Genomic DNA, 13,337 nt, shown 5'->3' with positions numbered 1-13,337 from the left:
AAAATCTAGGACACCCCCCATATTTGAGTTATGGCTTTTCTTTAATGGAATACGCTCACTATATGGCCTTGTTTTTTTGGCTTCGTGGATATGGCTTTCTGGATTATTTCTTAAGCATAGTGTTTTAAAAAGGATAGGTTTCTGGGGTGTAATTATTTTCCTCACAGCAGCTATCGTGCCGTATTCTTTAGCTTTTATATTCAAATCCTTTACAATCGAATCAGACAACTCAGCAGTCGAGATTAGTAAAGCGCCTTCATTAAATAATAAATTCGCGACAGGAGATAGAATCAATGTAATAACAGACAAAATAGAAGCCGAAATTGACACTATGGGAGGAGATATTCGTCAACTCAAATTATTTGAAATATCAACGCAAGGAAATTCAACTCAAACATATCAATTATTGTTAGATAATCCTAATAGATTTCACATTGCACAATCGGGGCTGATTGGAGATAAGCTACCAACCCATCTAACCAAATATTCAATAGCTTCAGATAAAAAAGTTTACCGACTCGCACCAGATGAGGACATACTAGAAGTAAAACTTATTTCAGTAAATCCTTCGCCTAATATTACTGAAAATACTCACGTTACCAAGATTTTCAGGTTTCAACGAGGGAGTTATCATATTGATATAGAATATGTTATTGGAAATGAAGGTATTATAGAAATTTCACCGTTTGCATATTTCCAATTGTTACATGATTCATTTGCGCCCAATTTCGCAAATTCAACCGATTCTTACGCATCTCATACAGGGCCAATTATATTTACTGAAGATGGTCGAACAATTGCAATAAAATATAGCGATTTGGATCAAGAAAAAGATATTCTTAAAATCAATCGAGTTCCAAATATTGGATTTAAAGGGTCGATTGGAATGAAAGAACAAAATTTTTTGGCAATTTGGGTTCCAGAAGAAAATCACCCTCGTGAGTTTTTCGCAAAAAAATACACACATGATCAATATACAGCAGGCGTCATTCTACCAGTAGGCAATATTGCGCCTGGCCAGTACAAAAAGATTAAAGCAAAACTTTTTGTAGGTTTCAAATAAGCTGATAAGCATGATAGATAATCTATTATTTCCGCAGCTAAGTACTCACTACTTATTCGATTAAAAATAAAAATCTCATGTGCAAAACTTAGTGTATAGGTAAATTAGGTACCATCAAACCAAAAATGGGGGGTGGGGGGTAAGAAAGTAAACCCTTTATAAAAAATAAGGGGTAGGGGTATGTAATTTTAAACCAATCAGTCAAATATAAATGCAGTAACTTTTACAGTAACATTTGCGACCTTAGATATTGATATTAAGTGTCCATAAGGTTCTATAGCTACTATTAAATAGCCGCCGTCCCACCAATAAGCGGTCTCACCCAGACCACTCAAGACCAACTAAGACCCATAAAATACAGGGTCTTAGTTCAGGTCCCACAAATCCCCCATTAGTCCCGGTTGGTCTCCGCAGGCCTCGGTTGTGGCACAAAAGTGACACAAGATTGCCACAAGTCATTTTTGCCGATAACCTCACCGCAGCTTACGGCACAGAAAATTGCCGCCGCATGCGGCAGCATATTTTCACTGAGCTTGCTCCCATTGCCGGAGACTTTGCCGCTCGCTACGTTAAAACCGCTGAGTGTTCCAGTTTCGAGCAAGCCAACCATGTATTAATCGATATTCATAACCAGCTGCGCATTGAAGATCTGAATCTATGCGCTGATCATGAAGAACTACTCAATGCAGCCAAACGATTCGCTGAAAATGCCATCTGGCGCGATATCGAACAGAAAAACCACTGGAAGCCTATACAGGGTATTTTTCCAAGCCAGAGTTAGTTAACAAATACCACCGGGAAAGTCCGGTGGTATTTGACTTTTAAGCATTTTATGTAGCAACTGAAAGTCTTATCCGGCTGGTCGATACTTTAGGAACGGAAATCGCGTTCAGAGATTATACCGAAGGTTGCATACCAGTTTGAGAGAGACAAGGCGCGCCGGTTAACACAAATTCCGCCGCCGCAGCATCATACCAATACCCAATATTCCAGCGATCATCATTGCATAGCCAGAAGGCTCAGGTACCGCCGGTACACCTGGCCCGGAAATGAGCATATGCACGTCCCGATCAGCCAACGTGTGACCACTATAGAAACCGTTGGTATCCAGAACGATCTTATCGATTTCGGATGTATGGGGCGCAACGAGTGTGAAGCCGATGACATGCTTATCTGACGGGAAGTTACCAGTACCAACGCCTTCTTCGAGCATTGTAAAGCGCACGACCGAGCCGCCAGACAATACACTACCTGTCCATTTTAACTGTCCATCGTGAAGAGAACCGGACGGAAAGTCGTTATCGAGCGGCCCGAAAACACTGGTGACCCCAAACAAGCGCGATAGCTGGATCGTTGCGTGCACGTTGCCATTTTCAACGTACCACATATTGTCATTTGGTCCATAGGTTAGCGTATAGCTGTAGTTGTCGCCAATATGCGAAACAAGCTGGAAATCCAATGCCTGAGCGCTGCCAACAGTCAGCATCGCGGCAGTACCAATGACGCTGCGGCGAATAAAAACACTGATCGATGAAAACAATTTTAATGGCGAGGAATTTTTCATTTTTCTAAGATTCATTATTATTTTTCCTTGTATGTAATAAAAGAATGTTCCTTCAATCAAAATCTGACTACTAAGATCATATGTTTCAATAGCACATCACAAACTAGATTTTTATTTCAATATTAGTGTATTACAAAAATATATACTGAAGCATAGACGGTTGTAATGGAAAATCCATACTGTTTTTTTAGTATTTTTGTACAAATTCTGGGGGTGATGTTGGTGTGCTTGATTAACTAATTCACTGATTATGCTATTTTTTTTGCAAACACAGATGGTGAGTTGGGCCGCCAAAGAAAGTCCAGCATCAAATGAGAATCAAGCCCCCTTTGAATAGATCGATGGACATGCGGTAGCATGTATACCGATAACAATGAAAAAAAGGAAATGTACCGTGGATGCGTCTGTTGAACAAATACGAGAACAAGAACAGAAACCTAAATTAAAAAGCGCATCGTTGTGGAAAAGAATAAAAAATGTGCTCTTACTATCGTCGTTTTTGGGGCTTATATCAGCCAACATTGCGACGCTCGTCAGCGATAGTTTGCATACCGCCGCCTTTAATACATTGAAATCTTTCTTAGGATATGCATTGACCGACACGGCATTAACGAGAGTTCTTGGCCAGAGCCCAACGGTAAAAAGAAATGATGATGTGGCTGTTAAAACCAAAGAACTGGTTGATAAAAATACGCGATTGACCAGAAATAACTCGGAATTGGAGGAGAAGCATGCCAAACTTAAAATGGAATCTGATAAAAAGATAAAAACTGTTCAGAAAGTATCAAAGCGTATAGCCACCCGATCGGTTGCGAGTGCAACACGTAATATTGTATCCCTCCCAGGCCGAGCAATTCCAATATCGGGTGCATCAATAATAGTTGGAGTAGCTGTGTGGGATATTCATGATCTCTGTCAGAACATGAAGGACATTAACCAACTAAATAGTGCGTTTGGGCATGCGCTTGAAGATCAGGATCAGATATGTGGCATGAAAGTGCCTACAAAAGAGCAGGTTCTGGCTGATGTAAAGGAAAATTGGCAAGAAGCATATGATAATGCCAAAGTCCAAATAGAATTATCGCATATGAATGCCAAGGATCTGATAAATCAAAAATATGGGGATGCTAAAGAACAAGCAGCTCAAATGGGGGATGATCTGGAAGATCAACTGGTAGATACGTATACGGATGCTATGAATAAAATTAATCAAATCAAAACACAAACTCAAGTTCCGCCGCCAGCGGAGATGTGGAAAACGGTTAAAGATAAGATTTATGATCTTTCTGAAAAATTAGCACATTAGTGTGTAAAGCCTAGCATCTGGCTTTTGTTAAATCGCAAGAATCCCACCTGAACAGAATTTTGCCTGCTCCAATCGCGTCAGCGTCGGCAGCAGGTTGAGACCGGTTTTTTGCTTCAATTCGAGCGCTTGTTCTGTGAGCTCACTGATGGAAATCTCGATCCTATCTCCGGTCGCGGCCATTGCGATGACGTTGCCGCTGTCGCAGGGAGGGAGAGCCAGTGCGCGTCCGTCGAATGCTGTTTTGATGCGTTCCAGGCTGGCTTGGTGGCCACGGCTGCGGCCTAGCAGATTCACCGTGAGAACGCCATTATGGTTCAAGCGCGCCCGGCACATTTGATAGAACGGCAGCATGTCGAGCTCACCGGGGTGCGCATCGGCGTCGTAGCCATCCACCAGAATCAGGTCGTAAGTCTTGCCGTTCCCGGCGATATACTGTGCGCCGTCCGCGATCACGATATTGAGGCGTAGCGGGTCTTCCGGCAGTTTGAAGAATTGCCTTGCGGCTGCTACCACGCGCGGTTCGATCTCAACCGCAGTCAGTTTCGCCAGCGGGTAGTAGCGATAAAGAAATTTGGTCAGCGATGCCGCACCCAGGCCGATCAGCAGCACTTTGCGCGGAAAACGCGCATCGTCTCTCAGCAACAAGCTCGCCATCATTTCCCGAGTGTAGTCGAGTTCCAAGCGCCAAGGGCGCGCGATGCGCATCGCGCCCTGTATCCAGTCGGAGCCGAAATGCAAAGTGCGCACCCCGGCTTCTTCACTGATATCGATGGAGAAACTCATTATGCTTTCTGACCTGATGGGTATCCGGTAACTTTGTTTGTCACGATTGCTTAAGTCCGGCTAGCGGCGAGCGCTTGTTCCAAATCCGCCAGAATATCATCGATATTTTCAATGCCGATGCACAAACGGATCATGTCCTGCGTGACGCCCGCAGCGGCGAGTTCGGGGCCGGTCAATTGCCGATGGGTTGTGGATGCCGGGTGCGCGGCCAAGGATTTGGCATCGCCGATATTCACCAGCCGCTTGAACAGTTTGAGCGCATCGTAAAATTTCACACCGGCCTCGAATCCGCCTTTGATGCCGAATGTCATCAAGGCCGATGGGCGGCCTTGCATGTATTTTTGCGCCAATTGATAGTATTCCGATGATGGCAGCCCCGCATATTTCACCCACGCCACGGCGGGATGTTGCTCAAGGTGTTGCGCGACTTTGAGCGCATTTTCAGTATGCCGCTCCATGCGTAGCGACAAGGTTTCGATACCCTGTAGAAAGAAGAAAGCATTCATCGGCGACATGGCCGAACCGGTATTGCGCAACGCCACCGTGCGTACGCGCCCGACATAGGCGGCGGGGCCGAATTCCTGCGTATAGACGACGCCATGATAGGCCGGTTCGGGGTTGTTGAGCATCGGAAACCGCTCCGCATGATCCGGCCAGGGAAACTGGCCGGAGTCGACGATAATGCCGCCGACGGATGTGCCATGTCCACCCATATATTTGGTCAGCGAATGCACCACGATATCCGCGCCGAACTGGAAAGGTTTCATCAGGACCGGCGTGGGCACGGTGTTATCGACGATAACCGGAACACCGTGCCGATGCGCCATCGCGCAAATGGCTTCCATGTCCGGAATATTTCCCGCCGGATTACCCAGCGACTCGCAGAATACCGCCGCAGTTTTTTTGTCGATCAGCGGTTCGAGGTTTGCAGGATTATCGTCTTTGGCGAAGCGCACTTCGATTCCCAATTTCGGCAGCATGTGCGCGAACAGCGTATAAGTTCCGCCGTACAGCAACGGCACGCTGACGATGTTATTGCCCATCTCGGCGATATTAATCACCGCATAATGGATGGCGGCCTGACCTGAGCTGAGCGCCAGAGCTGCTACGCCGCCTTCCAATGCGGCAACCCGTTGTTCCAGCACATCGTTGGTCGGATTCATGATGCGCGTATAAATATTGCCCGGCACGGCGAGATTGAACAAATCCGCGCCATGCTGCGCGTTGTCGAATTCGTAGGCGACGGTCTGATAAATAGGAACCGCCACCGACTTGGTGGTGGGGTCGGTTTGATAACCGGCGTGGATAGCGATCGTTTCGTCTTTCATTCATTTATCCTCTTAGGAGAGCTCAAGAATTATTGAAGTTTAATAGGTTTGCGAGATTATGCTAGCGTGTTTACCAAGGAGCCGCTATCAATGGTTGAATTGCATACTCAATCGTCATTTTTCCGTTCGATATGTTCCTGCAAACCGGTTTCGCGGATCGTTTGCCGGTCGTAAATACGCTGCCCGATCGGCACTTCGTAGCCTTTTTCCTTGATCAAAATTGCGCCCACCGGACAGATATTGGCCGCCAGATCGGTAACTGCCATCGGGCTATCCGCCAGCTTCCCGCTTGATGAATTGACGATTAGATGCGCATCCGTGCCACGCCCGGCGATGGCGAATACATTTTTCTTGTCCACATCGCGGCTGGCGCGCACGCATAGATCGCACAGGATGCAGCGGCTGCGATCGAGCAGGATATCGGGGTGCGAGGCGTCAAGTTCGCGGTGCTGGTAAAACTGCGGGAAGTGATCGTCCAGCATGCCCAGATGATAAGCCATCGCTTGCAATTTGCAGTTGCCGGTTTTCTCGCACGACGGGCAAATGTGATTGCCTTCAACAAACAGCATTTGCGTAATGGCTTTACGCGCTTCGTTCAATTCCGGCGTGTTATTGCGGATTTCCTGCCCCGCTACGGCCGGTGTGATACACGCGGCGGCACTGCGGTTACCGGTTTCCACTACGCACAGGCGGCAATTGCCGCTCGGCGGCAGGCCGGGGTAGTGGCACAGGTGCGGAATGTAGATTCCTACCGCGAGCGCGGCATCCATGATGGTCTGTCCTGCTGTAAATGGGACTTCCTGGCCGTCGATGCGGATTGTGCTGGGATTGTCTGACATTATCCGTTATCCAGATGCGCTGCCGCATCGTCACGATGTGTTGCCTGCCGGGCGCTTTCCAGTGCCTGATCGAGGTCGAACTGCGCGGTGAAATGGGGTTGTAGCGAGGCGGAAAAAGTGTGCGGGAAATGCTGCAAACCGTCCAGCACATGATGGGCGGCGGTATGACCCAAGCCGCAATGCGATTGGTGCTGAATCAGATGGCTGAGTTGTTTGAGTTCTTCGATATCGTGCATTGTGCCCCGACCTCCGGCGATTTTATCCAGATTGTTTTTCAATAACTGCGTGCCGACGCGGCAGGGTGCGCAAAAACCGCAGCTTTCGTGCGCGAAGAAATGTGCGAAATTGCGGTGGATCGCGAGTAAATCGCGCTGCTGGCCGAATACCAGGAACGATCCGCCGGTGGAAACATCCTCAAAACTGATGGTGCGGTTAAATTCCGCCATGCCGAGCAATTTTCCGGCAGGACCGCCGATTTGCACCGCTTGCACGTCCCGTGCCCCGCAATCGTCGAGAATCTGTTGAATGCGCACGCCAAACGGATATTCGTAAATGCCGGGTTTCTCGCAATCGCCGCTGATGCTGAGGATTTTGGTGCCGCGCGATTGCTCCGTGCCGATGGAATTAAACCAAGCGCTGCCGTGTGCGGCGATATGCGCTGCCGCGATGAAAGTCTCGACATTATTGACGCTGGTGGGCTGCCCCAGGTAGCCATGCGTGACGGGAAACGGCGGACGGATGCGCGGAATGCCGGGTTTGCCTTCGAGCGATTCGATCAACGCCGATTCCTCGCCGCAAATATACGCACCGGCGCCCACGACGATGTCGATGTCAAATTGAAAATTTTCATACCCGAGGATATGTTGGCCCAATAATCCTTGGCTGCGGCGCTGATCGAGCACGGCGTGCAGATGCGGTAATAAATAGCGGTATTCGCCGCGTAAATAGATAAATCCTTGTTTTGCGCCAATGACTGACGCGCACAGTGTCATGCCTTCAATCATCGCATCGGCATGATCGCGTAACAGCAGCCGGTCTTTGAATGTGCCGGGCTCGCCTTCATCGGCGTTGCAAACGACATAATGCGCATCGCCGGGTGCTGCGCGGCACAATTGCCATTTTTTGCCGGTATCGAACCCGGCGCCGCCGCGGCCGCGTAAGCCGGATTGTTGGATGACTGCCAGCGTTCGATCAGCGCCTTGTGCCAGTGCGGTTTGCAGCGCGCTGCCGGGAGCGTGTGGTTCCATTAGCAGCAGATCGCGACGATATATCCTGTCGTGCACGGCAAACCACTCCGTTGGCCAATCGGCGAGCGGTGATTCCGTTGTGATCCGCTGCGCGATCTGTGCCAGTTTTTCCGCATTCAAAGCGGTGACCGGCAGCCCATTGACCAGCAGCGACGCACCCTGATCGCACATGCCGATGCACGAGGTTTCGTTGATACTGATTAATCCATCCGCGCGCGTTTTGCCCGGGGTGACTTGTAGCAACTGGCACAGCATCCGCATCAGGTCTTGTTCTCCGGACAGATAGCCGCAACTGGTGCAATTACTGAATAAAATATCGAAACGGCCGCGCAGTTGCGTGGAGAAAAACGAATAGAATGCGACTACCGCAGCCACCTGACTGAGCGGCATATTGAACTCGGCGGCAGCTTGTTGCATGGCGTGCGGTGAAATATGCCGGGATTGCTGTTGTACCGCATGCAGCCGATGCAGGATATGCGGGTGCGGTGCAGCGGAGTTGTGCGGGCGTGAAATATCCATGGGCAAAAGTATACCGGGGTTAAGATCGAAATGCAGAAATGGTTAGGGCTAGTTCTATGAAATATTGCTCATTTTTATAAAAAACGAAACTAAATTCGTATTACAATTAATAACCTTTTTCTTAACAGGAAAAGGTTATTAATGATAAAAATAAGTGAGAAGCGCTGACACATGCAACTTTAAGGTTGGTTGGCGTGAGAACGAGGTGGGCTTAATTTATAAATAGGAGTTTTTTATGTTTAAACAGATTCTTTTGACTGCGGCAGTGCTGTCGGTATCCATTTCCACGGCATTTGCTACAACCACTATCGGCGGTGCAACGCTGACCGATACCGCGACGGTGAACAGCGGCACGGTAACACCAACCAGTTACCTGAGCTATGTCAGCGGTGGTAATGGTGCAACCGGCTGGGCGGATGGATCGACTTACGGTAGCGATGGCTTCACGGCTGCTGCTGCGTGAGTTCGGCCGATCACCATTGGTTGCAGTATGATCCGGCCATTCTGGTGTATAGTCCTGCCGCATTGAGTTCCGTGCTCGCTATTCCGGCCATCGATCATGGCTGGAATGCTGACAACACCGGTGAATTTTGGGAGCCTTTTGAATTCCGTATTTACGGTTCCGACTCTTCTGGCGCACTGCTTGAAGAAGGGCATATCACCAGCGTATGGGCAAGAGGCGTGGATGACAGCAGCACATTGAAAAACGCCGATGACTGGACGTCACAATGGTCTTTCACCGGTTCTTATAATTACTTTGCAGTCGTATCGGGCGATCGTTTGGTAGGCGGCCCATTTTCTCCCGGTGAAGGCGAAATCGATGCCATTGCGGCCATTCCGGAACCCGAAACCTACGCGATGTTGCTGGCCGGTCTGGGTTTAATAGGATTTGCCGCACGCCGCAGAAAACAGTAATCAGCAGCTGAATTCTAAGTAAGACCGCAACTGACCCCGCTTCGGCGGGGTTTTTTGTGAGCGTTTAATCTTTTAAGCCAGCAGCGCGGCCACAATACCGGTGATAAAAATCCCGTCAAACGTCCCCGCACCTCCAATAGACGCATACGGCGTGCCGAGCCGTGAGATGTCTTTCATGTGTAGCAGATCGGCGCCGATCAATACGCCCAGTGTGCCACTGATGTATGCGAGCGCGGCGCTTTGTTCCGGGCTGATGATCAAACCGGTCAACGCGGCGCTGATGGGCGCTACCAATATTGGCATGCCGATGCCGAGTCCCTGAATCGGGCGGCTGAAGTAGTAACTGATCGCACTGATAATCGCGATTCCCAGCAGTGTGGAAGATAGGCTGAGTGTGCTGTGGGAAAACAAATACAGCGACAGCGTTGCCGGTATTAGGCAGCCGCCAAGATTGATCAAAATTTGTGTTTCATTATGAAAGGGTTGCAGCGGTATCCTGAGTAATCCCCAGTAGGCAGGTGGAGTGAATTCCTGTACCGGCACATCGCTTTTGATCCGCGCCACCGGCAAATTGACAACGCTGCCGAGCAACGAAAGCAATAGCACCATCAGACCCGATTCCGGCGGTAGCCCCAGCTTTACAAAAGCAAATGACAGCAATTCCACCTGAAACAGCACCATCATGACGCCAAGCAGGAAAATGAAAAGCAGCAGATGCAACGGAGAGAAATAATTTTTCATCGGCGTATCGTACGGGAAATATCGTTGAGTCATCATATTTTATTCAAGATTTTTTCATTTGAACGGGAAATGGATTCGAGGCATTCGGATTCCAGCTGAAGATTCTACGGATATAAGTGCTGTCCGGGGTTAGGAATGGCCATTTGACATGCTTTTTCATGCATGTTTGAATATCGTTCCGATATCATAAAGGCACAACACATCACGATGAAAAATGCAGGCAGGGGAATTCAACGCCACAATCTTCAAACAATCATTCGAAGCATGGAGCGTGGTGACCGGCTCTATGCGTGAACGCAAATGACGCGCGCGATCGCTTTGATCGATTGCAACAACTTCTATGTGAGTTGCGAGCGGGTGTTCAATCCGCGCCTGGAAGGCAAGCCGGTTGTGGTGCTATCCAACAACGATGGCTGCGCGGTGGCGAGAAGCAACGAGGTGAAAGCGCTGGGTGTGAAGATGGGGCAGCCGTGGTTTGAGTTCAAGGATTTGGCGAGAAAGTACGGAATCATCGCGCAATCTTCCAATTATGCGTTGTACGCCGATATGAGCAACCGCGTGATGAGCATTCTGGCCATGTTCAGCCCGCAGCAGGAAATTTATTCGATTGATGAGTGCTTTCTCGATTTGTCCGGATTTGGAACACCAAATCTGACATCCTACGGTCAGCGTATCCGCTGTTGCGTGAGACAGTGGACCGGTCTGCCGGTTTGTGTTGGTATCGGATCGACCAAGACGCTGGCCAAATTGGCCAACCACATCGCCAAGAAATACCCGGAATTAGACGGTGTATGCGACCTGAACAGCATGCCGTCCGATCAGCAAAATGATTGGTTCAACCGGATTGCCGCGGGTGAAGTTTGGGGCATCGGCCGGCGGCTTGTTCCCAAGCTGTATGATAGCGGCATCAGAACCGTGCTCGATCTGAAGCGGGCTTCCCCGGCCGGGATGCGTTCGCGTTTTTCCGTCGTGATAGAGAAAGTTATCCGCGAACTCAATGGTGTGGCTTGTATCGAGCTGGAAGAAATCGCGCCGCCGAGAAAGCAAATTGTCAGCTCGCGTTCGTTTGGTGTTGCTGTTGCGGATCTGGCCAGTCTGGAAGAAGCGGTTTCGTTGTATGTTCGCCGCGCAACGGAAAAATTGCGCCGCCAGCAATTGTGTGCCGGGGCGATTTACGTTGCGATCCGTACCAGCCCGTTCAACGAAGAAGAACGCTATTATGCCAACGGCCTGGCTATTCCGCTTCCCGTGCCAACCGATGATACCGTGCGGTTGACCAAAGCCGCGTTATGGGGGGTGCGTAAAATTTATCGTGGCGGGTATCGCTATCAGAAAGCGCGGGTGATGCTATCCGGATTGGTTTCCGCCGGTAACCGGCAATCCGATCTGTTTGGTTTGGCGGCGGCAGAAAATAAATCCGGCAAATTAATGGCGGTTATGGATCAAATCAATGCCAAAATGGGTAGCAGCACGTTGAAGCTCGCGTCCGAAGGTTTCCGGCAGCCGTGGAAAATGAAACAAGGAAACCGCAGTCCCAGATACACAACGAACTGGAACGAGCTGATTTGCGTGACGAAGTGAATGGCGCAAATGCGCTGGCAGTAAATGACTAACAGGAGAATGACCGCTATGCCGATGCTATCGATCAACCCGGCCACAGGCCAAACCCTGCAATCTTTTCCAATTTGGCAAGCCAGCGAAATCGATACGGCGCTGAGCCAAGTGGAATCCGCGCAAGCCGGATGGGCGGCGCTCGGTTTTGAACAGCGCGCCGGGTTTATGCGTAATCTCGCGCAAATTTTCCGCCAGCGTAGCGAGGAGTACGCCCATCTGATCACCGAAGAAATGGGAAAACTGCTCAAAGAAGCCAGGTCGGAAGTGGAGAAGTGCGCGACCGGTTGCGACTACTATGCAGACCACGCGCAAGCGTATTTGAGCGACGAAGTGATCGCTTCCGATGCGAGCCGCAGCCTGGTGGTTTATCAGCCTTTGGGTACGGTGTTGTGCATCATGCCGTGGAATTTTCCATTCTGGCAATTGATCCGCGCGGCGGCACCGGCGATGATGGCGGGCAATACGGTGGTGCTGAAGCATGCGTCGAATGTGCCGCGTTGCGCGCTGGCGCTGGAAGAGGCGTTCCGGCAGGCCGGATTTCCCGGGCATACCTTTCGCACGTTGATGATCAGTGCCGCGCAGGCGGAGACGGTGATCGCCGATCCGCGTATCGCTGCCGTAACGCTGACGGGCAGCAGCGCGGCGGGACGAAAAGTCGCTGCGATTGCCGGGCAGCATCTGAAAAAATGCGTGCTCGAACTGGGCGGGTCGGATCCATTCATCGTGCTCGACGATGCCGACATCGAAGCGACAGCAAAACAAGCGCTGGCGGCGCGGTTACAGAACATGGGACAAAGCTGCATTGCCGCAAAGCGCTTTATTCTCGCCGATACCATTGCCGATGCCTTTGTCGCGCAATTGAAAGGGCTGATGAATCAATTGCAAAGCGGTGATCCGAAGGATGATGCCACCGGCATTGCGCCGATGGCGCGCGAAGATTTGCGCGCCGAGCTGCATGCGCAGGTCGAGCGGAGTCTGGCAGCAGGGGCGCAGCGGGTGACCGGCGGCACTTTTATCGGTACACAAGGCGCGTACTACGCGCCGACGATTCTGGATCATGTGCAGCCGGGCATGGCGGCGTTTGACGAAGAATTATTCGGTCCGGTGGCGGCGATCGTGCGGGTGAAAAATGCCGAAGAAGCGGTTCAATTGGCCAACCGCACGCATTTCGGCCTGGGCGGCAGCGTATGGACGCGCGATACGGTGCGCGGAGAAGCGCTGGCCCGGCAGATTCATGCCGGTTGCACCTTCGTCAACGGCATCGTCAAAAGCGACCCACGCCTGCCGTTTGGCGGCGTGAAAGAATCCGGTTACGGCCGGGAACTGTCATACCACGGCATCCGGGAATTTGTGAATATCAAAACGGTGTGGATTAAATAGCGCCAAGGAAAACTCGGATTGGGTAGGGTTCTTTAGAA

At 50.3% G+C, this 13,337-nt stretch carries 13 protein-coding genes; 7 read left to right on the top strand and 6 right to left on the bottom strand.

The genetic code is table 11. The features are described from left to right. Positions 1–76: 76 nt before the first annotated feature. Both yidC and R2103_RS08600 read left to right on the top strand, forming a co-directional pair. Positions 77–1,063 (top strand): membrane protein insertase YidC, encoded by a 987-nt coding sequence (yidC, locus tag R2103_RS08605; RefSeq protein ID WP_317531047.1) that lies wholly within the window; start codon positions 77–79, stop codon positions 1,061–1,063. 445 nt (positions 1,064–1,508) lie between these two features. Further along, positions 1,509–1,844, top strand: a complete 336-nt coding sequence (locus R2103_RS08600; RefSeq protein WP_317531046.1) for a hypothetical protein — start codon at positions 1,509–1,511, stop codon at positions 1,842–1,844. Positions 1,845–2,006: 162 nt separating this feature from the next. On the opposite strand, the gene R2103_RS08595 is transcribed toward R2103_RS08600, so the two are convergent. After that, positions 2,007–2,642 (bottom strand): PEP-CTERM sorting domain-containing protein, encoded by a 636-nt coding sequence (locus R2103_RS08595; RefSeq protein ID WP_317531045.1) that lies wholly within the window; start codon positions 2,640–2,642, stop codon positions 2,007–2,009. A 379-nt stretch (positions 2,643–3,021) separates the two neighbouring features. Here R2103_RS08595 and R2103_RS08590 point away from each other — a divergent pair, with 379 nt between their 5' ends. Beyond that, complete coding sequence (locus R2103_RS08590) at positions 3,022–3,933, top strand: hypothetical protein (protein WP_317531044.1); 912 nt, start codon at positions 3,022–3,024, stop codon at positions 3,931–3,933. A gap of 27 nt (positions 3,934–3,960) precedes the next feature. Here R2103_RS08590 and R2103_RS08585 read toward each other — a convergent pair whose 3' ends face one another. The 4 genes from R2103_RS08585 to R2103_RS08570 all read right to left on the bottom strand — a co-directional run bounded on the left by R2103_RS08585 (position 3,961) and on the right by R2103_RS08570 (position 8,649). Next, positions 3,961–4,716, bottom strand: coding sequence for a fused MFS/spermidine synthase (locus R2103_RS08585; RefSeq protein ID WP_317531043.1), 756 nt, complete (start codon positions 4,714–4,716; stop codon positions 3,961–3,963). Positions 4,717–4,766: 50 nt separating this feature from the next. After that, positions 4,767–6,044, bottom strand: coding sequence for an O-acetylhomoserine aminocarboxypropyltransferase/cysteine synthase family protein (locus R2103_RS08580; RefSeq protein ID WP_317531042.1), 1,278 nt, complete (start codon positions 6,042–6,044; stop codon positions 4,767–4,769). A gap of 107 nt (positions 6,045–6,151) precedes the next feature. Then, positions 6,152–6,883: a 2Fe-2S iron-sulfur cluster-binding protein gene (locus R2103_RS08575; RefSeq protein ID WP_317531041.1), complete on the bottom strand. Its 732-nt coding sequence runs from the start codon at positions 6,881–6,883 to the stop codon at positions 6,152–6,154. Continuing rightward, positions 6,883–8,649: an NAD(P)H-dependent oxidoreductase subunit E gene (locus tag R2103_RS08570; protein ID WP_317531040.1), complete on the bottom strand. Its 1,767-nt coding sequence runs from the start codon at positions 8,647–8,649 to the stop codon at positions 6,883–6,885. Before R2103_RS08570 ends, R2103_RS08575 begins: the two co-directional genes overlap by 1 nt. A 235-nt stretch (positions 8,650–8,884) precedes the next feature. On the opposite strand from R2103_RS08570, the gene R2103_RS08565 reads away from it, so the two are divergent. Both R2103_RS08565 and R2103_RS08560 read left to right on the top strand, forming a co-directional pair. Beyond that, on the top strand, positions 8,885–9,112 hold the full coding sequence (locus tag R2103_RS08565) for a hypothetical protein (protein ID WP_317531039.1): 228 nt from the start codon (positions 8,885–8,887) through the stop codon (positions 9,110–9,112). Next, the gene (locus R2103_RS08560; protein ID WP_317531038.1) at positions 9,109–9,564 is read left to right on the top strand and encodes an FxDxF family PEP-CTERM protein; all 456 of its coding nucleotides are present in this window, start codon (positions 9,109–9,111) and stop codon (positions 9,562–9,564) included. The genes R2103_RS08565 and R2103_RS08560 overlap by 4 nt, the downstream gene beginning before the upstream one ends. 72 nt (positions 9,565–9,636) lie before the next feature. Here the strand turns inward: R2103_RS08560 and R2103_RS08555 are convergent, their stop codons facing one another. Continuing rightward, positions 9,637–10,341: a DUF1614 domain-containing protein gene (locus tag R2103_RS08555; protein ID WP_317531037.1), complete on the bottom strand. Its 705-nt coding sequence runs from the start codon at positions 10,339–10,341 to the stop codon at positions 9,637–9,639. 264 nt (positions 10,342–10,605) lie between these two features. On the opposite strand from R2103_RS08555, the gene R2103_RS08550 reads away from it, so the two are divergent. Then, a complete protein-coding gene (locus R2103_RS08550; protein WP_317531036.1) occupies positions 10,606–11,886 on the top strand; it encodes a Y-family DNA polymerase in 1,281 nt (426 codons plus the stop codon). Between the two features lie 39 nt (positions 11,887–11,925). Then, positions 11,926–13,299 (top strand): NAD-dependent succinate-semialdehyde dehydrogenase, encoded by a 1,374-nt coding sequence (locus R2103_RS08545; RefSeq protein WP_317531035.1) that lies wholly within the window; start codon positions 11,926–11,928, stop codon positions 13,297–13,299. The last annotated feature ends 38 nt before the right edge of the window (positions 13,300–13,337 follow it).

Origin of the sequence: Nitrosomonas sp. Is24 (assembly GCF_033063335.1) — a bacterium.
In the GTDB taxonomy this organism is placed as follows: Bacteria; Pseudomonadota; Gammaproteobacteria; order Burkholderiales; family Nitrosomonadaceae; genus Nitrosomonas.
This window is presented reverse-complemented; position numbering and strand designations above follow the sequence as displayed.